Origin of the sequence: Streptomyces diacarni (assembly GCF_003323715.1) — a bacterium.
In the GTDB taxonomy this organism is placed as follows: Bacteria; Actinomycetota; Actinomycetes; order Streptomycetales; family Streptomycetaceae; genus Streptomyces; species Streptomyces diacarni.
In genome coordinates this window covers 111,338-131,447 of record NZ_QOIN01000040.1, presented here as the reverse complement: position 1 = coordinate 131,447, position 20,110 = coordinate 111,338, and the positions used below count along the sequence as shown (strand labels likewise).

At 72.3% G+C, this 20,110-nt stretch carries 22 protein-coding genes and 1 pseudogene; 9 read left to right on the top strand and 14 right to left on the bottom strand.

The features are described from left to right. Positions 1 to 396: 396 nt before the first annotated feature. Positions 397 to 684, bottom strand: a complete 288-nt coding sequence (locus DTL70_RS12070) for a DUF4190 domain-containing protein (RefSeq protein WP_114021910.1) — start codon at positions 682 to 684, stop codon at positions 397 to 399. A 98-nt stretch (positions 685 to 782) separates the two neighbouring features. After that, positions 783 to 944 carry a hypothetical protein gene (locus tag DTL70_RS33505; protein WP_181860889.1) on the bottom strand — a complete coding sequence of 54 codons (162 nt, stop codon included), beginning with the start codon at positions 942 to 944 and terminating at the stop codon, positions 783 to 785. Positions 945 to 1,060: 116 nt separating this feature from the next. Between DTL70_RS33505 and DTL70_RS12065 the strand changes: the two genes are divergently transcribed. Then, positions 1,061 to 1,708: a TetR family transcriptional regulator gene (locus DTL70_RS12065; protein WP_114021909.1), complete on the top strand. Its 648-nt coding sequence runs from the start codon at positions 1,061 to 1,063 to the stop codon at positions 1,706 to 1,708. A 47-nt stretch (positions 1,709 to 1,755) separates the two neighbouring features. Here DTL70_RS12065 and DTL70_RS12060 read toward each other — a convergent pair whose 3' ends face one another. Beyond that, positions 1,756 to 2,502 (bottom strand): ABC transporter permease, encoded by a 747-nt coding sequence (locus tag DTL70_RS12060; protein WP_114021908.1) that lies wholly within the window; start codon positions 2,500 to 2,502, stop codon positions 1,756 to 1,758. Then, the gene (locus DTL70_RS12055) at positions 2,495 to 3,445 is read right to left on the bottom strand and encodes an ATP-binding cassette domain-containing protein (protein ID WP_114021907.1); all 951 of its coding nucleotides are present in this window, start codon (positions 3,443 to 3,445) and stop codon (positions 2,495 to 2,497) included. The genes DTL70_RS12060 and DTL70_RS12055 overlap by 8 nt, the downstream gene beginning before the upstream one ends. Before the next feature lie 109 nt (positions 3,446 to 3,554). On the opposite strand from DTL70_RS12055, the gene DTL70_RS12050 reads away from it, so the two are divergent. Beyond that, positions 3,555 to 4,328, top strand: a complete 774-nt coding sequence (locus DTL70_RS12050) for a TetR/AcrR family transcriptional regulator (RefSeq protein WP_114021906.1) — start codon at positions 3,555 to 3,557, stop codon at positions 4,326 to 4,328. A 59-nt stretch (positions 4,329 to 4,387) separates the two neighbouring features. On the opposite strand, the gene DTL70_RS12045 is transcribed toward DTL70_RS12050, so the two are convergent. The 4 genes from DTL70_RS12045 to DTL70_RS12030 all read right to left on the bottom strand — a co-directional run bounded on the left by DTL70_RS12045 (position 4,388) and on the right by DTL70_RS12030 (position 7,717). After that, positions 4,388 to 4,801 carry a Fur family transcriptional regulator gene (locus tag DTL70_RS12045; RefSeq protein WP_114021905.1) on the bottom strand — a complete coding sequence of 138 codons (414 nt, stop codon included), beginning with the start codon at positions 4,799 to 4,801 and terminating at the stop codon, positions 4,388 to 4,390. A gap of 109 nt (positions 4,802 to 4,910) precedes the next feature. Next, the gene (locus tag DTL70_RS12040; protein WP_245979299.1) at positions 4,911 to 5,891 is read right to left on the bottom strand and encodes a metal ABC transporter permease; all 981 of its coding nucleotides are present in this window, start codon (positions 5,889 to 5,891) and stop codon (positions 4,911 to 4,913) included. Next, the gene (locus tag DTL70_RS12035; RefSeq protein ID WP_114021904.1) at positions 5,888 to 6,688 is read right to left on the bottom strand and encodes a metal ABC transporter ATP-binding protein; all 801 of its coding nucleotides are present in this window, start codon (positions 6,686 to 6,688) and stop codon (positions 5,888 to 5,890) included. The genes DTL70_RS12040 and DTL70_RS12035 overlap by 4 nt, the downstream gene beginning before the upstream one ends. Positions 6,689 to 6,700: 12 nt before the next feature. Further along, positions 6,701 to 7,717: a metal ABC transporter substrate-binding protein gene (locus DTL70_RS12030; RefSeq protein ID WP_114021903.1), complete on the bottom strand. Its 1,017-nt coding sequence runs from the start codon at positions 7,715 to 7,717 to the stop codon at positions 6,701 to 6,703. Positions 7,718 to 7,910: 193 nt separating this feature from the next. On the opposite strand from DTL70_RS12030, the gene DTL70_RS12025 reads away from it, so the two are divergent. Then, the gene (locus tag DTL70_RS12025; RefSeq protein ID WP_114021902.1) at positions 7,911 to 9,293 is read left to right on the top strand and encodes a glycine--tRNA ligase; all 1,383 of its coding nucleotides are present in this window, start codon (positions 7,911 to 7,913) and stop codon (positions 9,291 to 9,293) included. 73 nt (positions 9,294 to 9,366) lie between these two features. On the opposite strand, the gene DTL70_RS12020 is transcribed toward DTL70_RS12025, so the two are convergent. Together DTL70_RS12020 and DTL70_RS12015 are read right to left on the bottom strand one after the other, a co-directional pair. Next, positions 9,367 to 10,104 carry a class I SAM-dependent methyltransferase gene (locus tag DTL70_RS12020; protein WP_114021901.1) on the bottom strand — a complete coding sequence of 246 codons (738 nt, stop codon included), beginning with the start codon at positions 10,102 to 10,104 and terminating at the stop codon, positions 9,367 to 9,369. 122 nt (positions 10,105 to 10,226) lie between these two features. Next, the gene (locus DTL70_RS12015; protein WP_114021900.1) at positions 10,227 to 10,571 is read right to left on the bottom strand and encodes an ArsR/SmtB family transcription factor; all 345 of its coding nucleotides are present in this window, start codon (positions 10,569 to 10,571) and stop codon (positions 10,227 to 10,229) included. A 97-nt stretch (positions 10,572 to 10,668) separates the two neighbouring features. Between DTL70_RS12015 and DTL70_RS12010 the strand changes: the two genes are divergently transcribed. Next, positions 10,669 to 11,769 carry an NADH:flavin oxidoreductase/NADH oxidase gene (locus tag DTL70_RS12010; protein ID WP_114021899.1) on the top strand — a complete coding sequence of 367 codons (1,101 nt, stop codon included), beginning with the start codon at positions 10,669 to 10,671 and terminating at the stop codon, positions 11,767 to 11,769. 66 nt (positions 11,770 to 11,835) lie between these two features. On the opposite strand, the pseudogene DTL70_RS12005 reads toward DTL70_RS12010, so the two are convergent. Together DTL70_RS12005 and DTL70_RS12000 are read right to left on the bottom strand one after the other, a co-directional pair. Further along, positions 11,836 to 12,081, bottom strand: a pseudogene (locus DTL70_RS12005) (bifunctional 5,10-methylene-tetrahydrofolate dehydrogenase/5,10-methylene-tetrahydrofolate cyclohydrolase); the annotation flags it as partial. An 82-nt stretch (positions 12,082 to 12,163) separates the two neighbouring features. Then, complete coding sequence (locus DTL70_RS12000) at positions 12,164 to 12,733, bottom strand: ABC transporter permease family protein (RefSeq protein WP_147266768.1); 570 nt, start codon at positions 12,731 to 12,733, stop codon at positions 12,164 to 12,166. A 253-nt stretch (positions 12,734 to 12,986) separates the two neighbouring features. Here DTL70_RS12000 and DTL70_RS11995 point away from each other — a divergent pair, with 253 nt between their 5' ends. Next, positions 12,987 to 13,217 carry a hypothetical protein gene (locus DTL70_RS11995; protein ID WP_114021897.1) on the top strand — a complete coding sequence of 77 codons (231 nt, stop codon included), beginning with the start codon at positions 12,987 to 12,989 and terminating at the stop codon, positions 13,215 to 13,217. Further along, positions 13,217 to 13,906, top strand: a complete 690-nt coding sequence (locus DTL70_RS11990) for an MOSC domain-containing protein (protein WP_114021896.1) — start codon at positions 13,217 to 13,219, stop codon at positions 13,904 to 13,906. Before DTL70_RS11995 ends, DTL70_RS11990 begins: the two co-directional genes overlap by 1 nt. An 86-nt stretch (positions 13,907 to 13,992) precedes the next feature. Here the strand turns inward: DTL70_RS11990 and DTL70_RS11985 are convergent, their stop codons facing one another. Further along, entirely contained in the window at positions 13,993 to 15,462 is a 1,470-nt protein-coding gene (locus DTL70_RS11985) for an MFS transporter (RefSeq protein ID WP_181860888.1), read from the bottom strand. A 103-nt stretch (positions 15,463 to 15,565) separates the two neighbouring features. On the opposite strand from DTL70_RS11985, the gene DTL70_RS11980 reads away from it, so the two are divergent. Continuing rightward, entirely contained in the window at positions 15,566 to 16,408 is an 843-nt protein-coding gene (locus tag DTL70_RS11980) for a helix-turn-helix transcriptional regulator (protein WP_245979297.1), read from the top strand. A gap of 204 nt (positions 16,409 to 16,612) precedes the next feature. On the opposite strand, the gene DTL70_RS11975 is transcribed toward DTL70_RS11980, so the two are convergent. Then, positions 16,613 to 17,467: an NmrA family NAD(P)-binding protein gene (locus DTL70_RS11975; protein ID WP_114021893.1), complete on the bottom strand. Its 855-nt coding sequence runs from the start codon at positions 17,465 to 17,467 to the stop codon at positions 16,613 to 16,615. 179 nt (positions 17,468 to 17,646) lie between these two features. On the opposite strand from DTL70_RS11975, the gene DTL70_RS11970 reads away from it, so the two are divergent. Together DTL70_RS11970 and dusB are read left to right on the top strand one after the other, a co-directional pair. Beyond that, entirely contained in the window at positions 17,647 to 18,249 is a 603-nt protein-coding gene (locus DTL70_RS11970; RefSeq protein ID WP_114021892.1) for a TetR/AcrR family transcriptional regulator, read from the top strand. A 156-nt stretch (positions 18,250 to 18,405) separates the two neighbouring features. After that, complete coding sequence (dusB, locus tag DTL70_RS11965; RefSeq protein WP_114021891.1) at positions 18,406 to 19,557, top strand: tRNA dihydrouridine synthase DusB; 1,152 nt, start codon at positions 18,406 to 18,408, stop codon at positions 19,555 to 19,557. The last annotated feature ends 553 nt before the right edge of the window (positions 19,558 to 20,110 follow it).

Sequence of the window (20,110 nt, the reverse complement as noted above, 5' to 3'; positions counted from 1 at the left end):
GCGGCACAAGAGAGCCTCACCGTATGGTCCACGAGACTGGGGTGGGGCTCTCGTGCTGACTGCCGACCGCCCAGGGTTCGAACCGCGGATGTGAGGTCCGTCACCAGTGCGGTGCGGCGACGCCCCCATCTTGCCTGCTCCGACGTCATCTGGCGAGAGCTACGAGCAAGACATCATTCCGACAAGACCCCCTGAGCCGCCTGAATACTCCCTGCTCAGCGAGGGCTGCGGGATGATCGTGACCCAAATCACGGATTCACACGTCCAGGTGAGCGCGAACGGAAGAGCACCCTGCGGCGTCAGTGCTGCTCACTAGAATGTGCCCCTTTTTGCCGGGCCCAGGGTGGCCCGTCGAACCGCCTCTGCCGGAAAGCCCATTGACCGAAGGGCGTCTGCTCAGCCCGCGAGGTTCCAGGAGACCGTGCCGCCCGTGGTCACGAGGGTGGCCAGCACGATCAGGTCGGCGGCGCCGAGGGCGAGGCCGAGCAGGGCGCGGCGGGGCCTGCTGGTGTGGCGGGCGAGCGCCAGCCCGCCGAGGACCAGGGCGCAGGGGCCCAGGACGATGTTGAAGACCAGCAGTCCGACCAGGCCCATCACGAACGAGGCCACGGCCATGTCGTCCGCGTCGGCCCGGCGGGTGCGGCCCTTGGTCAGCGCGCGGGGGGTGGTGCTCGTCGTGCTCATGGTCGGCTCAGCTCCTTGGTCTCTCGGGGCTCGGGGCTCGGGGCTCGGGCCGAGGAGCCCGGTGGCCCGGTGTCTGTCGGGCCCGGGGTCCCCGGGCCTCAGCTGTGTCGCCTGTGGCGGCGGTGGCGCTCGCGCACGGCGAAGACGAGCAGCCAGGCGGCGATGACCGCGGCTGCGGTCAGGCTCACGGCCGGCGGCAGGTGCGCGGGTGGGCCCACCAGGACGCCGAGCAGGAGGAACGCTGCGACGAGGAAGAGCATGGGTCCCTCTCTCCGAACGGATACGGAAGTTCCAGTGAACAAGTGTGGTGACAACTGTTCACTGAGTCTGAGAGTACCCCATTGCGGCGCCCGGCACACAACTGTTTACTGAACCCATGAGCACCACCCCCTCGCAACGGGACCTCCAGAAGGCCAGGACGCGCCGCGCCCTGCTCGACGCGGGCCTCGGTCTGCTCAAGGAGCAGAGCCTCAGCAGCCTCGGTCTGCGGGAGATCACCCGGGCCGTGGGTATCTCACCCGCGGCGTTCTACCGGCACTTCCGCGACGTCTCCGACCTCGGCGTCGCCCTCGTCGAGGAGTCGCTCGGCAGCCTGCACGAGGTGATACGGAGCGGGCTGACCGAGCACACCGAGGACGCCGAGCGCATCGACCACCTCGTCGGCGCCATCGCCGCGTATGTGCGGGCGCACCCCGAGCACATCCGGTTCGTGGCCAGCGAGCGGCACGGCGGGGTGGCCGCCGTCCGCACCGCCATCGCCGCCGAACTCGACCGCTTCGCCGCGGAGGTGGCCGGGCTGCTGGCCGAGGACGAGGTCTCCCGCGGCTGGAGCACCGAGGATCTGCGCATGCTGGGGGAGACGTACGTCGACAACATGGTGATGACGGCCTCCGCGTTCCTGGAGGCCGCCCAGGGCGACGGCCCCGCATCCGAGGCGGTCGCGCACACGGCCCGCCGCCAGCTCCACCTCATCAGCCTGGGCCGCCGCCACTGGACGACGTCCGGGCAGACCTCCGGCGCGTGAGCCCCCGCCCCCCGGGGGGGCCCGGCAGGCGCGGGCCGCCGCCTCCGTCAGGCGGTACGCCTGCGGTACAGCGCCGCGCACACCGGCAGGGTGACCGCGAGCAGGCCGCCGCACCACGCGAGGGCGAGCCAGGGGCTGTTGCCGGTCGGCTGGTCCAGCAGCAGCCCGCGCAGGGATTCGATGACGGGGGTCACCGGCTGGTTCTCGGCGAAGCCGTGCAGCCACGCGGGCATCGTCTCGACCGGTACGAACGCGCTGCTGGGGTAGGGCAGGAAGAGCATCACGAACGTGAAGCCGCTCGCCGCCTCCGGGGTCTTGGCCAAGAGTCCCGCCGCCGCGCCGAGCCAGGAGAGGGTGGTGATGTAGGCGAGCAGGATGGAGACGGCGGCCAGCCACTGGCCGGTCCCCGCGTGCGGGCGGAAGCCGATGGCGAAGGCGACGCCCAAAACGGCGGCCGTGGCCGCCGCGTTGCGGGCCACGCTGGCGGCGACGTGCCCGGCCAGTACGGCGGTGCTGCTGGTGTCCATGGAGCGGAAGCGGTCGATGATGCCGCCCGTCATGTCGTTCGAGACGGTGGTGGCCGTCATGGACGCGCCGTAGCCCGCGCACAGGATCAGCACGCCGGGTGCCACGTAGGTGACGTACTTTCCGGTGCTGGTCTCGATGGCGCCGCCGAAGAAGTAGACGAACACCAGCATCAGCAGCACCGGCAGCACCAGGGCCGTGATCACCGCGTCCGGGTTGCGGCGGGTCAGCCGGATGGACCGGCTCGCGAGGATGGCGTACTCACTCATGGGTCAGCTCCATGAAGACGTCGTCGAGCGTGGCACTGTGCAGGGCGAAGCGCTCCACCTCGGCGCGCGCGGGGTCCAGTTCGTCGAGCAGGGCCCGCACGTGCGCGGCGCTGCCGTCCGTCGCGACGCCCAGCAGCAGTTCCTCCGGCGCCTTGTGCAGCAGCCGTCCGGCCAGTCGCGCGGCCATCGCCTCGTACGCCTCGTGGCCCGCCATGGTCAGGTCGAGGCGCTGGGCCGCGACGGTCTTCTTCAACTCTGCCGGGGTGCCCTCGGCACTCACCCGGCCCCGGTCGAGTACGGCCACCCGGTCGGCCAGTTGGTCGGCCTCCTCCAGGTACTGCGTGGTCAACAGGACGGTGACGCCGGCCGCCGTGAGCGCTCCGACCGCTGCCCACATCGTGCGGCGGCTGCGCGGGTCGAGTCCCGTGGTCGGCTCGTCGAGGAAGACCACCTGCGGGTCGCCGACGAGGCCCGCCGCGATGTCCAGCCGCCGGCGCATGCCGCCCGAGTAGGTGGCGACCCGGCGGCCCTGTGCCTCGGTGAGGCCGAACCGCTCCAGGAGCTGGTCGGCGCGGTGGGCGGCGGCCTTGCGTGAGTGGCCGCGCAGTGCCGCCATCATGCGCAGGTTCTCCCGTCCTGTCTGTTCCTCGTCGAGCGCCGCGTACTGCCCGGTCAGGCTGATGGAGCGGCGCACCCGCGACCGCTCGGCGACCACATCGTGGCCCGCGACGCGCGCCTGTCCCGCGTCGGCGCGGGTCAGCGTGGCGAGGATGCGCACGGTGGTGGTCTTGCCCGCCCCGTTCGGCCCGAGCAGCGCGTAGACGCTGCCGCGCCGGACGCGCAGGTCCAGGTTTTCCAGTACGGGCACGGAGCCGTAGGCCTTGCTCAGTCCCCGGGCCTCGATCGCCCAGTCGGCATCAGGACGTGCATGCGTGGCAGTCATGGCAGGCCCCCCTCTCTGTGTATCTCATACGCGCTACTGCGTATGCCATATACGTTACAGCGTATGCTATACACGGTGCGGGGGTCAGGAAGCAAGCGGAAGGCGGAGAATGGCGAAGCAGCGGACCGCACAGAACGGCCTCCCGGCCGGGGTGGCAGCCGCCTGGGGCCTGCGCGAGCGCCCTGGCAGAGGGCCCGCGCGCGGTCTGGACGTGGCGCGGATCGTGCGGGCGGCCATCGCGGTCGCCGACGCCGAGGGGCTGGGCGCCGTGTCCATGAGCCGTGTCGCCACCGAGGTCGGCGTCTCCACGATGGCGCTCTACCGCTACGTCGAGGGCAAGAACGACCTGCTGATCCTCATGGAGGACGAAGCGGCCGGCACCCCGCCGCCGGGACCCGCACCCGAGGAGGGCTGGCGCGCCGGGCTGGAGCACTGGGCCCGCGCGTACCGCGACGTGCTCAGCCGCCACCTGTGGATGGTCCGCATCCCGATCTCCACCCCTCCGCTGAGCCCCCACAGCGTCGAGTGGATGGAGCTGGCACTGGGATGCCTGCGCGCGACAGGGCTCGACGCGGAGGAGAAGCTGGGCGTGCTCATCACGCTCAACGGCTACGTCCGCAGCAGCGTCTCACTGCTCGCGGACATCGCCGAGTCGGCCGGCGGGGAAGGCGGCGCCGACTGGGAGGAGCTGGAGCCGCGCTACTGGCGCCTGCTCACGCAGCTGACCGCGACCGGTGACTTCCCCGCCATCAAGGAGATGCTCGCCTCGGGCGAGGTGGAGACGGCCTTCGAGGAGGAGGAGAGCGAGGGCAGCGCCGACTTCGCGTTCGGCCTGGCCCTGGTACTGGACGGGACGCAGGCCCTCATCGAGCGCCGGGCCTGACGGCGCCACCGCCCGGTGGGGGACACTCCGCGCTACCGCTCCGTGGCGGACCCCGCGCGCTACCGTCCCCTGGCGCACTCCCCGCAGGTGCCGAAGATCTCGACCGTGTGGCCGACGTCGACGAAGCCGTGCTCGGCGGCGACGGCGGCGGCCCACTTCTCGACGGCGGGGCCCTCGACCTCGACGGCCTTGCCGCAGGCGCGGCAGACCAGGTGATGGTGGTGGTCGTCGCTGTGGCAGCGGCGGTAGACGGCCTCGCCCTCGTCCGTGCGCAGCACGTCGACCTCGCCGGCGTCGGCGAGGGACTGGAGCGTGCGGTAGACCGTGGTGAGCCCCACCGAATCGCCGCGGTGCTTGAGCATGTCGTGCAGTTCCTGGGCGCTGCGGAACTCCTCGACCTCTGCGAGCGCGGCGGAGACGGCGGCGCGCTGCCGGGTCGACCGGCCGCGTACAGGGGGACCTGCGGTGGTCACGCTCTGGCTCCTTACGTTCGTCGGCTCCGGGGAGTCGCCGGGCGGGGACTCCGATTCTGCACGGCGTTCGCGACGACCCATTGTGCCAGGCGCACCCGGAGCGCGGGTATTACACCCTGGAGGGACGATCCGTGCCGGCCGCGCCGTCGGTGCGCACACCGCCACGGGCGCCGGTGGCGGCCTTACCGCCGTCCGCCTCCGAGGCGTCCCCTCCCTCCCCCCTCAGGTCCTCTCGGGAGTCTTTCCCGCCGGTGCCCCCGGGATGCGCGGCCCGGAAGCGCCGCCGGGCCAGCGGCGCGGCGAGCGCGGTGACGACGCCGAAGAGGACGATGGCCAGGACGACGATGCTGGCCCCTGGCGGCACGTCGACGAAGTAGGAGGTCACCGTCCCCGAGAGGGTGACGACGACGCCGAAGCCGACCGACAGCCCCAGGGTGGCCGCGAAACCGCGGGTGGCCTGCTGGGCGGCGGCCACCGGGATCACCATCAACGCGCTGACCAGCAGCAGTCCGACGACCCGCATCGCCACGGTGACCGTCACCGCGGCCGTCACGGCCAGCAGCAGGTTCAGCAGCCGCACGGGCAGCCCGGTGACCCGCGCGAACTCCTCGTCCTGGCAGATCGCGAACAGCTGACGGCGCAGGCCGAGGGAGACGAGCAGCACGAAGACCGACAGGCCGACGATGGCGACGATGTCCTCGGCGGAGACGGTGGTGATGGAGCCGAACAGGTACGTGGTCAGGTTGGCGTTGGACCCGTTCGGGGCCAGGTTGATGATCATGACGCCGCCCGCCATGCCGCCGTAGAACAGCATGGCCAGCGCGATGTCCCCGCGCGCCTTGCCGTACCAGCGGATCAGCTCCATCGCGATCGCGCCCAGCGAGGAGACGAGCACGGCCATCCACACCGGGTTGGCGCTCAGCAGGAAGCCCAGCGCCACGCCGGTCAGCGCGACGTGCCCGATGCCGTCGCCCATGATGGCCTGACGCCGCTGCACCAGGTAGATGCCCACGGCGGGCGCGGCGATGCCCACGAGCAGCGCGGCGAGCAGCGCGCGCTGCATGAAGGCGAAGTTCAGCATCTCGATCATGTGAGCAGCCCCGTCTCGATCTTCGGTGCGGCCTCGGCGGGTTCGGCGCCGTGCGGGTGGCAGGCCAGGTCGTGCAGCCGGTCGGGGTTCTCCACCCGTTCGACCTGCCCGTCGCGCAGCACCACGGCCCGGTCGATGAGCGGCGCGAGCGGGCCCAGCTCGTGCAGCACCAGCAGCACGGAGGTGCCCGCCTCCACCTGCCGGCGCAGGGTGTCGGCCAGCGCCTCCTGGTTGCCGACGTCCACGCCGGCCAACGGCTCGTCCATGATCAGCAGTTCGGGCTCGGCGGCCAGCGCGCGGGCGATCAGCACCCGCTGGTGCTGGCCGCCGGAGAGCGCGTCCACCGGGTCCTTGATCCGCTCGGCCATGCCCACCTGGTCGAGGGCGTGCCGCACGGCGGCCTTGTCCTCGCGGCCGAGCGGGCCGAAGCGGCGCCGGGCGAGCCGGCCGGCCGCCACCACTTCCCGCACGGTCGCCGGGACCCCGGCCGCCGCGGTGGAGCGCTGCGGTACGTAGCCGAGCCGCTGCCAGCGGCGGAAGCGGGCGAAGGGGGTGCCGAACAGCTCCAGCGTGCCGCCGGTGAGCGGCACCTGGCCGAGGACGGCACGGATGGTGGTGGACTTGCCCGAGCCGTTGGCCCCCAGCAGCGCGACCGTCTCGCCGCGCGCCACCGTCAGGTCCACGCCGCGCAGCACGGGCCGCCCGCCCAGCGAGGCGGTCGCCCCGCGCAGTGCGACGGCGGGCGGGGCGTCGGCTATGGCGGGCCGCTCGCGGTCCGCCGTCGGCTTCGTCGTCATGCCTTCATGTCCTCACTGCGCGCCGAGCGCGGTCTTGAGCGCGGTCAGGTTCTGGTGCATCACGGAGAAGTAGTCCTGCGTCTTGGGGTTCTTGACGCTCTCCAGTGGGCTGAGCACCGCCGTCTTCAGGTTGAGGTCGCCCGCGAGGGTCTTGGCGGTCTTGTCGCTGGCGTTGTTCTCGAAGAAGACGGTGTCCACCTCGTCCTTCTTCGCGACGTCGTGCAGCTCCTTCATCCGGGCCGCGCTGGGCTCGGACTCGGGGTCGATGCCGGCCACGGCCTCCTCGTGCAGGCCGTAGCGCTCGGCGAGGTAGCCGAAGGCGGCGTGGGTGGTGATGAAGGTGTCGGTCTTCTTGCCCTTGAGGCCGTCCTTGAACTCCTCGTCCAGCGTGCCCAGCTTCTCAACGAGCGCTTCGGTGTTCTTCTTGTACTCGTCCTTGTGGTCGGGGTCGGCCTTCTGGAGCTGCTTGCCGACGCCCTCGGCGACCTCCGCGTAGCGGACGGGGTCGAGCCACACGTGCGGGTCGCCGCCGGTCTCGTCACCGTGGTCGTGCCCCTCGTGCCCCTCGTGGCCCTCGTGGCCCTCGTCGTGCCCCTCGTGTCCTTCCTCGCCGCCGTGCTCGTGGTCCTCCTCCCCGTGCACGTCGGTGCCGTGCTTCTCCAGGGTGGTGAAGGAGGTGGCCTCGGCGATGTTCTCGACGCCCGACTGCTCGACGGCCTCGTCCACGGCGGGCTGGAGCCCCTTGAGGTAGACGATCATGTCGGCTTCGCTGAGCTGCCCCGTCTGCTTCGGGCTCAGCTCCAGGTCGTGCGGCTCGGTGCCGGGCTGGGTGAGGTTCTCGACCTCGACGCGGTCCCCGCCGATCTGCTGCGCGAGGTACGCCATCGGATAGAAGGAGGCCGCCACGTGCACCTTGCCGTCGTCCCCGGCCCCGCTGCCGCACGCGGCCAGGGTGAGGGCGCCGGCGCCGAGGGCGGTGAGAGCGGCGCTGGTACGTATGAGGCGAGGGAGGCGAGGACCGGTGTTCATGACACTCATTTTCACGAGAGATGGAAACGATTGTCAACTAGAGCTTAGCGCTACGTGATCGACACGGAGGGTCGCGACGGGTCGCGGGTGAGCGGCCCCGCGCGCCCGGGACGGGCGGCCAACCGATTTGCTGAGCACCCCTCGCTCCCCAGTAATCTGAGGGTTCCGTCTCGCCGTCAATGAAGAGAGCACCGTGGCCGCCGACAAGATCGACACAATTGTCAGCCTCAGCAAGCGCCGTGGCTTCGTCTACCCGTGCAGTGAGATCTACGGCGGTCAGCGTGCCGCCTGGGACTACGGACCGCTGGGCGTGGAGCTCAAGGAGAACATCAAGCGCCAGTGGTGGCGCTCCATGGTCACCTCGCGCGACGACGTGGTGGGAATCGATTCGTCGGTGATCCTGGCCCCCGAGGTGTGGGAGGCATCGGGCCATGTCTCCACCTTCACCGATCCGCTCACCGAGTGCACCTCGTGCCACAAGCGGTTCCGTGCCGACCACCTGATCGAGGCGTACGAGGCCAAGCACGGCCGCGAGCCCGAGAACGGCCTGTCCGACCTCAACTGCCCGCACTGCGGTAACAAGGGCGGCTTCACCGAGCCCAAGCAGTTCTCCGGGCTGCTCTCCACCCACCTCGGCCCCACCCAGGACTCCGGCTCGGTCACCTACCTGCGCCCCGAGACCGCGCAGGGCATCTTCACCAACTTCGCCGCCGTGCAGCAGACCTCGCGCAAGAAGCCGCCGTTCGGCATCGCGCAGACGGGCAAGTCGTTCCGCAACGAGATCACGCCCGGCAACTTCATCTTCCGCACCCGCGAGTTCGAGCAGATGGAGATGGAGTTCTTCGTCAAGCCGGGCGAGGACGAGGAGTGGCAGCAGTACTGGATGGACCAGCGCTGGGCCTGGTACCGCGACCTCGGCATCCGCGAGGAGAACATCCGCTGGTACGAGCACCCGAAGGAGAAGCTGTCCCACTACTCCAAGCGGACGGCCGACATCGAGTACCGCTTCCAGTTCGGCGGCAGCGAGTTCGGTGAGCTGGAGGGCGTCGCCAACCGCACCGACTACGACCTGACGGCGCACTCCAAGGCGTCCGGGCACGACCTGTCGTACTTCGACCAGGAGGCGGGCGAGCGCTGGACGCCGTACGTCATCGAGCCTGCGGCCGGTGTCAACCGCGCCATGCTCGCCTTCATGCTCGACGCCTACATCGAGGACGAGGCGCCCAACGCCAAGGGCAAGATGGAGAAGCGCACCGTCATGCGCCTCGACCCGCGGCTCGCCCCGGTCAAGGTCGCGGTGCTGCCGCTGTCCCGCAACGAGAAGCTCTCGCCGAAGGCGCGCGGCCTCTCCGAGGCGCTGCGCAGGAACTGGAACATCGAGTTCGACGACGCGGGCGCCATCGGCCGCCGCTACCGCCGTCAGGACGAGATCGGCACGCCGTTCTGCGTCACCGTCGACTTCGACACCCTCGATGACAACGCCGTCACGGTGCGTGAGCGCGACACGATGAAGCAGGAACGTGTCTCCCTCGACCAGATCGAGGGCTACCTCGCGGCCCGGCTCCTGGGCTGCTGAACGCCCTCACCTCTCGCGCGCCAAGGGCCCGGCTCCCCACCGGGCCCTTCGCCGTGGCGTCCGCGTGTGCGCGTCAGACCGCCGTGCGGCGCAGCAGCAGGCACAGGAAGCCGAAGCTGTCCCGGTAGTCGCGCAGCCACTCGTCCCGGTGTTCGGCCGCCGCGCGCAGCGCCTCCGCGCTGTCGGGGTAGCCGGGGTGGTCCAGCGCCCAACGAGAGAGCGAACCCGTCCAGTTCCACTCGTAGTCGTCCAACTCGTGGCGGGTGGACAGGTGGGCGTACACGGGCGTCCAGCCGTCGGCGGTCACCGCGTCCACCGTGCCCGCCAGATCCTGGTACTCGCCCAGCACCTCCCGCGCCCGCGCGCTCGGTTCGCCCTCCCAGTAGGCGTCGCCCACCAGCACGGCCCCGCCGGGGGCCAGGTGCCGGGCGGCGGCGTCCAGGGTGGGCGGCAGGCCGCCGAACGCGTGCGTGGCGCCCACGCTGAGCACCGCGTCGTAGGCGTGCGGCGCGGTGAACGCGTCGGCCTCGGCGCGGTGCAGCGTCAGCCGCTCGGTCACGCCCGCCTGCTCGGCCCGCTGCCGGGCCCGCTCCAGCGCCGGCGCGGAGACGTCCACGCCGGTCCCTGTCGCGCCCGGGTGGCGCTCGAGGGCGCGCAGCAGCCAGGCGGCCTCACCGCAGCCGAGGTCCAGCACGCGCTCGTCACCCCGGACGAGGGCGCGCGCGAGCAGCCCGTCCACGGAGGAGTCGTCGAGCGGCGCCGCGACCGGATGGTCGGCGTGGGCGAGGAGGGAGCGCGTCTGTCGGTCCATCCGGGCACTGTGGCAGACGGCCCCCTTTGCTCACTCCTGGTTTTCGGGGGTTTCGGGGTCTGCGGAGTTCGCTGCGTTCCCTTGCGTTCTCCGGGTTCTCTGGGACAGGTCCCCCGAAGGGGTCACACGGGGGAGGCCGCCGCCCGCAGGACCGCGTCCAGCAGGTCGGGAAAGCGGGCGTCGAGGTCGGCGCGGCGCAGGCAGTTGATCTTCGCGGTGCCGCGGTAGCACTGGTTGATGACGCCCGCCTCGCGCAGGACGCGGAAGTGGTGGGTCGAGGTCGACGTGGCGACGGGAAGCTCGATCTGCGAGCAGGTGGCGCCCTGGCCCTCGCCCTCTCCGTAGCCGTTCAGCGCGGTGACGATGCGCAGCCGCATGGGGTCGGCGAGCGCGTGCAGCACGGCGTCGAGGCGGATCTCCTCGTGGGCGGGGTGCGGGAGTTCGCGTACGGCTGTAGTCGTCGGCACAAGCCCATAGTACGGCAGGTATCGAAATTTGACAGCTTTCGTACTACGGTGGTTATCGTACTAGGGTCGAGGTTCCCCGGACCGATTGGAGAGCGCCGTGAGCGCACTGTTCGAGCCCCTCACCCTGCGGTCGGTGACCGTGCCCAACCGCGTCTGGATGGCGCCGATGTGCCAGTACTCCGCCGCCCCCGAGGGCCCGGACCAGGGCGCGCCCACCGACTGGCACCTCGCCCACCTCGGCGCCCGCGCCTCCGGCGGCCTGGGCCTGGCGCTGGTCGAGGCCACCGGCATCACTCCCGAGGGCCGGATCAGCCCCTACGACCTGGGCCTGTGGAACGACCGCCAGCAGGAGGCCTTCGCCCGCGTCACCCGCTTCCTGACCGAGCAGGGCACCGTCCCCGGCATCCAGCTCGCGCACGCCGGACGCAAGGCCTCCACCGAGCGCACCTGGGTGGAACGCGGCGCGCCCCTCGCCCCGGGTGAGAACCACGGCTGGCAGCCCGTCGGCCCCAGCCCGCTCTCGTTCGACGAGCGGCACTCCACGCCCACCGAGCTGTCACGGGACGAGATCGCGACACTGGTGCGGCAGTTCGCCGACAGCGCCCGCCGCGCGCACGCGGCCGGCTTCCGGGTCGTCGAGATCCACGGCGCCCACGGCTACCTGATCAACGAGTTCCTCTCCCCGTTCACCAACCGCCGCACCGACGAGTACGGCGGCACCTTCGAGGGCCGTACCCGCTTCGCGCTGGAGGTCGTGGACGCCGTCCGCGCCGTGTGGCCCGAGGAGCTTCCGCTGTTCTTCCGCGTCTCCGCCACCGACTGGCTGAGCGAGAACACCGAGGACGGCCGCGAGGGCTGGACCGGCGAGGACACCGTGCGGCTCGCCAAGGAACTGCTGGCCCGCGGTGTGGACCTGCTCGACACCTCCACGGGCGGCAACGCGCCCGACGCCCGGATCGAGGCCGTGCCCGGCTACCAGGTGCCGTTCGCCGAGCGGGTCAGGAAGGAGGCCGACCTGCCGGTGGGCGCCGTCGGTCTGATCACCGAGCCGCGCCAGGCCGAGGAGATCATCGCCTCGGGCCAGGCCGACGCGGTACTGCTCGGCCGTGAGCTGCTGCGCCGCCCGTACTGGGCGAACGAAGCCGCCGTCGAACTGGGCGCCGAGCCGCGTCGCCCGGTGCAGTACCACCGGGCGTGAGCCCCCGGCGCACAGCCCCACCCGCACGCTCTCAGACGGCGGCCGACTGCCGGGCCGCCGCCTGAACGTCTGGGCGAGCAGCGTGGCGAGCGCCATCGGGCCCACACCGCCGGGCACCGGCGTGCTCAGGCTCGCCCGCTCCCGTGCCGTCTCGACGTCCACGTCCCCCACGGTGCCCGGGCTGGACCCGGCGCCGATGACGACCGCGCCCGGCTCGGTGTCGCCGCCGTCGATCCGTCGAGGAAACGCGGACGGGCCGACGGCGGCGACGAGCACGTCGGCCCGGCGCACGGCAGGCACGACAACCGCTGTCGGGCCGCTTTGCGAGGGTGCTCCGCCTCGACGCGCCGGTCACGGACTCGCGCCCGCCCTGACGGACACCCCTTCGGGGACGTCAGTTCAGCTGCCGTACGAAGGCGACGAGGAACAGCGCACCGGCCAGACAGCCCAACCACACCGTCGGCAGTACCCAGCCGCCACGGCGCTCACCCCGCAGGGGGGCCGTCAACCGGCGGTGCAGCCCCGCGAGGCCGTACAGCAGGGCCGTCGCCGCGACGGCGACGGGGCAGCTCACCGCGAAGTGCGCGAGCCAGGCACCGGCCCTGCTGGGGCCGCCCCAGGACGTGTCGTAGGGCCCGTCGTCGACGAACCCGTAGAGCACCCCGCGGGCGACGAACAGCACCAGCATCCCGACGGGTATCAGCGCGACGACACCGAGCAGCACGGTGAGGGCGGCGTGCGCCACCAGCCGTGCCGTGCCGGGGCGCGGGTTGCCCGGCTCCGCCCGCACCCGCAGCAGCCGCAGCGCGCTCGCTGCCCGCCCCGAGAGCGCGGCGACGAGCGCGAGCAGGCCGACGGGCAGCAGCACGGCCGCGTGTCCCACCCCCCGCCCCAACCGCCGTAGGAAGGACTCCCGTGCCGCCGGCACCGGCGAGGAAGGGAAGGAATTCTCCGCAACGTTCATGGGCGGGACGCTAGGGCGGCGTCCATGTCACTCACGACACACCACGGAGCCATCCCGCCCCCGTACCCCGGTAGGGGGCGGGGCGACTCCCCGGGGCGGACGGGCCTGCGCGCGCCTCGCCCGTGCGCTGGACGGGGCACGCGTCGGCCGGGTAGCACGTGACGGTGACGCGCGCGGTGGCGCGCCCGTGCCCGCCGTCGCCCGTCGCCCGTCACCCATCGCCCATCGCCCGTCGCCGAAAGGAGCGCTCGCCGTGCCGGAACCGATCGTGCTGGAGGTACCGCAGTGGCAGGGATCGCCGTCCACGACGGCGCGACGGCTGCCAGCCGGTGCCGGGGCGCTGGCGCGGTCCAACCCGGCCGCGCGCGCCCTCTACGCCCGCGCGGGCTTCGGCTATGCCTACAGCTGCCACTACCGCCTGCGCGGGGTCTCGCATGGTGGGTCGGTGACCGGGGTGCCAGGATCGCGGGTTACCGTCCGCTGATGCACATCCTCAGCGTGAACGTCGGCCCGCCACGCGGGGTGGAGTACACCGACGCACCCTCGGGCGCCACCGGCATCGGCAAGAGCCCCGTGGGCACGCCCGTCCGGGTGGCCGCGCCGTCGGAGTCCGGCGCGGGCGCCGGTGGCGTGGCCGGCGACGCCGTCTGCGACCTGCGCTACCACGGTGGCGACGACAGGGCCGTCTACGCGTTCGCCCGCGAGGACCTCGACGCCTGGCAGCAGGAGTTGGGCTGCGCCCTTCCGCACGGCGCGTTCGGGGAGAACCTCACCACCACCGGCGCCGACCTGCGCGAGACCCTGGTCGGGGAGCGCTGGCGGGTCGGCCCCGAACTCGTGCTGGAGGCGACCGGCAGCCGCATCCCGTGCCGCACGTTCGCGGGCTGGGTGGCCGAACAGGGCTGGACGACCGCCAAGGGCTGGCTGCGCCGCTTCACCCTGGCGGGCTCGCCCGGTGCCATGTTCCGCGTCGTCCAGCCCGGCACCCTGCGGGCGGGCGACGAGGTGGAGGTCCTCCACCGGCCCGACCACCATGTGACGGTCGGCGGCCTCTTCCGCGCCGTGACGACCGACCGCAAGCGGCTCCCGGACGTCCTGGCCGCCGCCGCGTGGATGGAACGGGAGCAGCGGGAGATCGCCGAGAAGTACGTCGCCAAGTACGGCACCGGCTGACCGCCCCGCCCGCGCGGGGCCGGCTCGGGCAGCCCCTCCCGCCCCGCACCGCGCCCCCTGCCCCACTCGCCCCCGCGCTGTGCGCGTCACCGCGCTCCGCGCGCTGCGCGCAGTCCGATCGCCGCCAGGGCCACCAGTCCGCAGGACTGGACCGTGAACACCGCGGCCAGTGCCCCGCGCATTCCCAGGTGCGGCACCAGCGCCAGGAACAGGGAGCCCAGCGTGGCCACGCCCACCGCCAGACCGGACTGTTGCGCCGTCGCGGCCAGGCCGCTGCCCGCCCCCGCGCGCGAGGCGGGGATGTCGCCGAGCAGGAGGCGGTAGTAGGTCGGCAGTTGCAGCCCCTGGCCCACGCCGCACAGCACGAGGCCGGGAGCCAGGGCGAGGGGCGGCAGCTCGGGCCACCCGGCGGACAGGGTGAGCAGCAAGGCCCCCAGCCCGGTGCCCTGGACGACGGCGCTGAGCGCCAGCACGCGCCCGGTGCCCAGCCGTTCGGTCACCCGGGGTGCGGCGACCGACGCGGCGAACTGCGCCACCCCCATCGGCACCAGGGCGAGCCCCGCGGCCAACGCTCCGTAGTGCAGGCCCTGTTGCAGCACCAGTGCGCTGACGAACATGAAGCTGCTGAAGCCCAGGAAGATGGGCACCGCCGCCAGCAGCCCCCGGCGTACGCCCGCCTGTCCGAGCAGTGAGGGCGGCAGCAGCGGGCTGCCGCCCCCGCGCTCCTTGCGGCGCTCGACGGCGAGGAAGGCGCACGCGGTGGGCCCGGCAGCGACCAGCAGGGCGAGCGACCACCAGGGCCATCCGGCCGCGCGCCCCTCCGTCAGCGGCAGCAGCAGGGCGGCGAGTGAGCAGGCGAGCAGGACCGTCCCGGTGACGTCGCCGCGCGCGGGCGCCTCCGCGCGGCTGTCGGGCACCAGACGCAGCCCGCAGGCCAGGGCGAGCACCACGACGGGCACGTTGACCAGGAAGACGGCCCGCCATCCGCTGCCCGCCAGGTCGGCGGCGACCAGGGCCCCGCCGAGCACCTGCCCCGCGACGACCGACACCCCGCCGACCGAGCCGAACAGGCCGACGGCGCGGGCCCGCGCCTGGCCCGAGGTCGTCGCGTGGATCGTGGCGAGGACCTGCGGGAACATCAGCGCGGAGGCGGCGCCCTGGGCCACGCGTGCGCCGATGAGCCACCCGACGCCCGGCGCGAAGCCGCAGGCGAGCGAGGTGAGGCCGAAGGCGGCGACGCCCCACAGGAAGAGCCGGCGCCGGCCGAAGGTGTCGCCGAGCCGTCCGCCGAGGACGAGGAACGCGGCGTAGGCGACGGCGTAGCCGGCGACGACCATCTCCAGGGCGGCGGGGGAGGCGTCGAGGTCGCTTTGGATGCTGGGGAACGCGACGTTGACGACGAAGAAATCGATCATGGGTAGCGCGGCGCCCAGCAGCAGCGTGGCAAGGCCGAGGGGGCGCAGGGCCGCGGGCGTGGACGGGTGCGGCGCCGCCTGCGCCGCGGGGGGCTCCACCGGGGTGGCGCCGGGGTCTCGGTCGACGAGATCGTGGCTCATGGGCTCGAGCCTCGGTGAGTCGTCAGCCTGGTACCAGACGCTCCTCATCCTGGTACCGGCGCTACCTGGCAACAGGCTGGGCGGGTGGAGCAGGATGGCCATCATGAGCGCCGAGACCGTCCGCAGGGGAGAGCTGGCCGCGTTCCTGCGCAGCAGACGCGAGCGGATCAGCCCCGAGCAGGCCGGGCTGCCCCGCGGCCCGCGCCGCCGCACACCCGGGCTGCGCCGGGAGGAGGTGGCGCATCTGTCGACCGTCGGCGTGACCTGGTACACGTGGCTGGAGCAGGCCCGTGACATCCAGGTGTCGGCGCAGGTGCTGGATGCCCTCTCGCGGGCCCTGATGCTGGACGCGAGCGAGCGCGCCCACCTGTTCGCCCTCGCGGGCACGGCCGATCCGACGCCCGCCGACGAGACGACGGCGGTGCCCCCCGGTATCCGGCAGATGCTCGCGCAGCTGGAGCCGTTTCCGGCCTGTGTGCAGAACGCGCGGTACGACATCCTGGCCTACAACCGCACCTACGGCCGTCTGCTCAGCGACCTGGACGCGCTCCCGGCCGAGGACCGCAACTGCATGTGGCTGGCCTTCACCGATCCCGGGTGGTGCGCCGCCATGCCCGACCGGAAGGAGACGGTCCGGCTGATGACGGCCCGCTTCCGCTCCCGGATGGCCGAACACCTGGCGGAACCGGCGTGGAAGGCACTGCTCAAGCGGCTTGAGCACGCGTCGGGGGAGTTTCGCGAGCTGTGGCAGCGGCACGAGGTGGCCCGCGCGGTCGACAAGTCGAAACGCTTCTCCAACCCGCTGGTCGGCATGCTTTCGTTCACGTACCACGGACTGTGGCTGAACCCGGCCGAGGGCGCCCGCCTGGGCACGTACGTGCCGTGCGACGAGCGCACCCGGGAGGGCGTGGAGCGCCTGCACGAGCTGATCATCGCGGGCAGGTAGGCGACCGGGCGGGTCGTGGGCTCCCGGGCGGTTCCGTTCGGCGTCCAGCGGACCGGAGGGTGTTGCCGTCAGGTGCCGCCGGATGCCCCCGGGTTTTCGGGCCGTATACGACGTCGGTCGCGTGGGCATTTGCCAATCCGTCCACTGCCTCGTCGCCTCACAGATGCCCGGGTCGACGGTCAGGCGGACGGGAAGAAGCTCGGCTCAGGCGGCGGCGTGGGCGGCGAGCCGGTCAGCGGCGCTGCGGGGCTCGCGGCCGAGGAGCTCGGCCAGCGCGGGGCCGGTCTCGGCGAAGTAGCCCGCGCGGGCCGCCTGGTACCAGGTGAGCATGAGGCGGGTGATCTGCTCCGGCACACCGAGCGTCAGCTGGTCGGCGACCCACTGTTCGTCGTCCACGACGACGCGTTCGATGGTGCGTCCTGCGAGGTCGGAGGCGATCTCGGCGAAGTCGTCGAAGGTGACGGCGGTCGGCGCCGTCAGGGTGACGGGGCCGTCGAAGGAGCGGTCGCCGGCGAGGAGTTCCGCTGTGGCCTCGGCGATGTCGTCACGGTCGGTGTAGGGGACGGGGCCGTCTTGTGGTTGAGCGATCACGCCGGTCCGCTGCCACGGGCCGAGCACCTGGTCGAGCGGACCGTAGGCGCCGTTGCGCAGTGCGGTCCAGGCGACTCCGGAATCGCCGAGGATCGCCTCGGTGGCGATGTGGAAGTCCGACGGCGCGTACGGGTTGCCGGGGACGGCGCCCTGCTGGCTCGTGTAGAGGATCCGCCGGGCGCCCGCCGCGACCGCGGCTTCGACGGCGTTGCGGTGCAGGGCGACCATGTCGGCGGCCGGGTCGTTGCCGGACACCAGGAGGACCTGCTCGGCGCCGGCGAACGAGTCACGCAGCGCGGCCGGGTCCTCGTAGGAGCCCTGCCGCACGCGCACGCCGCGGTCGGCGAGGTGCCGCGCCTTGCCGGTGTCGCGGACGCTGACGGCGATCCGGCCGGCGGGTACGCGCGTGAGGAGGTGCTCGACGGTGGCGCCGCCCAGCCCACCGGTGGCGCCGGTGACAACGATCATGTTCTTGACCTTCCTGACTGCCCACGGGGCCCGTCCTGGTGGGCCCGTGGTGCCCGGCTCGGCGGGCGGGATCATAAATTGACCATGCGGGTCAGTTTCTCTTCCGCCCGTGACCGTAGGTAAACTGACCTGGCGAGTCAAGTTGCGACGTGGGTGACAGGAAAGTGACGGTGAGGGCCATGGCCGGTGCGGCGCCTTTGGGATCCCGGCTGCGGGCCGACGCCCGGCGCAATTCCGAGCAGATCCGCGCTGCCGCGATCGGCGCCTTCCGGGGACAGGGCCTGACGGCGCCGCTGGAGGAGGTCGCCAAGGCGGCAGGGGTGAGCAAGGCCACGATCTTCAACCGGTTCGGCGGGCGGATCGGCCTCATCGAGGCGGTCATCGAAGAGATCGTCGCGAGCGAGCTGTTCGCCGTCATCGACCGCGCCCGCTCCCTCGACGACGACGGCGAGCGGATCGCGTACTACCTCACCGCGATCCGCGACCTCCAGTACCGCCGGCCCGCCTTCAACGACGTTCTGTTGCAGACGTATCCGCACTCGCGGCAGCTCATGGAGATCTGCCGGGTCGGAAGCGAGGCCAACGAGGAGTTCATCGCGGCGGCGCGCGCCTCCGGTGCGCTGCGGCCGGAGTTCACGGCGGACGACCTCCACGCGCTCGTCGTCGACAGCGCCCTCGCCCTCAAGTACGGCAACCGGCCTGCCCGGGACGACTACGACCGCCGCACCACCTACCTCCTGGACGGAATCCGCGGGCGCACCTCCGCTGCCGGCGGACGATGACGGTGTTCTCACCCCGGGTCCTCACCCCCGGCCCCTCACCCGGGCCCTCATCCGGGTCCCCGTCCTGGTCTCCGACGTCGCCCTGGGAGGGGCGGCGGATGGGGGACAATGGGGAGTCGCCCCGTTCACTCCCGTCACCCGAAGGACCGCCGCCGCATGTCCCAGCCCGCCGCGCAGCCGCTGCACATCGGACCGCACGCCGTCTGGCCGCCCGTCGTGCTGGCGCCGATGGCGGGGATCACCAACGCGCCGTTCCGTACTCTGTGCCGGGAGTTCTCCGGGGACCGGGGCCTGTTCGTCAGCGAGATGATCACCACGCGGGCGCTGGTGGAGCGCAACGAGAAGACGATGCAGCTCGTGCACTTCGACGCGAGCGAGAAGCCGCGCTCCATCCAGCTGTACGGCGTGGATCCGGTGACCGTCGGCAAGGCGGTGCGGATGATCGCCGACGAGGACCTGGCCGATCACATCGACCTCAACTTCGGCTGCCCGGTACCCAAGGTGACCCGCAAGGGCGGCGGCTCGGCGCTGCCGTACAAGCGGCCGCTGCTGCGCGCCATCCTGCACGAGGCCGTCGGCAACGCGGGCGGCCTCCCGGTGACCATGAAGATGCGCAAGGGCATCGACGACGACCACCTCACCTGCCTGGACGCGGGCCGCATCGCCGTCGAGGAGGGCATCACGGCCATCGCCCTGCACGGGCGCACCGCGGCACAGCACTACGGCGGCACCGCCGACTGGGACGCCATCGCGCGCCTCAAGGAGACCGTTGGAGAGATCCCGGTGCTGGGCAACGGCGACATCTGGTCGGCCGACGACGCCGTGCGGATGATGCGGCAGACCGGCTGCGACGGTGTCGTCGTCGGCCGTGGCTGTCTGGGGCGGCCGTGGCTGTTCGCCGACCTGGTGGCCGCGCTCACCGGAGAGGGCGGGACTCAGCTCGCCCGGCCCACCCTGCGCGAGGTCGCCGAGGTGATGGTGCGGCACGCGCGGCTGCTGGGGGAGTGGCTGGGGGACGAGGGGCGCGGCGTCATCGACTTCCGCAAGCACGTCGCCTGGTACACCAAGGGCTTCTCGGTGGGCTCCGAGCTGCGCCGGAGGCTCGCCGTCGCGGGCTCGCTGGACGAGCTGCGCGGCCTGCTCGACGAGCTGGACCTGTCCCAGGAGTGGCCGCAGGGCGCCGACGGGCCCCGTGGCCGCACCCACTCCCGCAACAAGGTCGTGCTGCCCGACGGCTGGCTGAACGACCCCTACGAGTACGGCACGGACGTCGGCGCGGACGCCGAGCTGGACACCTCCGGCGGCTGACCACGCCCCTCCCCGGTACGCACCGGGCCGCGAAGCGCCCCCCGCACGCGCTCGTCGCCGTCCGGCGTCAGCCCGTCCGGCAGCGGGCCGTGCGCGGGTTCGTCCGGGAGCCGGGACGAGGCCGGGATACCCGGGATACGGGACGAGGCCGGGATACGGCCTGTACCGCAGCGCTGCGGCGCCCCGGCCGGAGGTCGTGGCGGGGGCGGCGGCGGAACCTGGCCGAGAAGTGCCGTCGGTATCCGGCAGAAGTGCCGTCAGTCTCCGGTGGAAGCGCAGGGTGCCGTAGGCGAAGAGGGTGTCGGCGCCGGTGCCGACGGGGTCGTGGCGGGGGCGCCGGGTGCTGTTCGGAGGGGGTCGCGCGCGGCCGCGTACGGCGGCGCGGAAACCGTCCGCATGGTGAGACGTTCACTCGAATGGCCGCGTGATTCGCGCCACCTTGATAAGGGGCCCGCTCACATGAGCGGAAGTGGCGCGCTCAAATGAGTGGTGTATGTCTCCAAGGAGCACCCGGCGGTTTTACCGACCCTTGGTTCCGAGGTCGTACGCATGC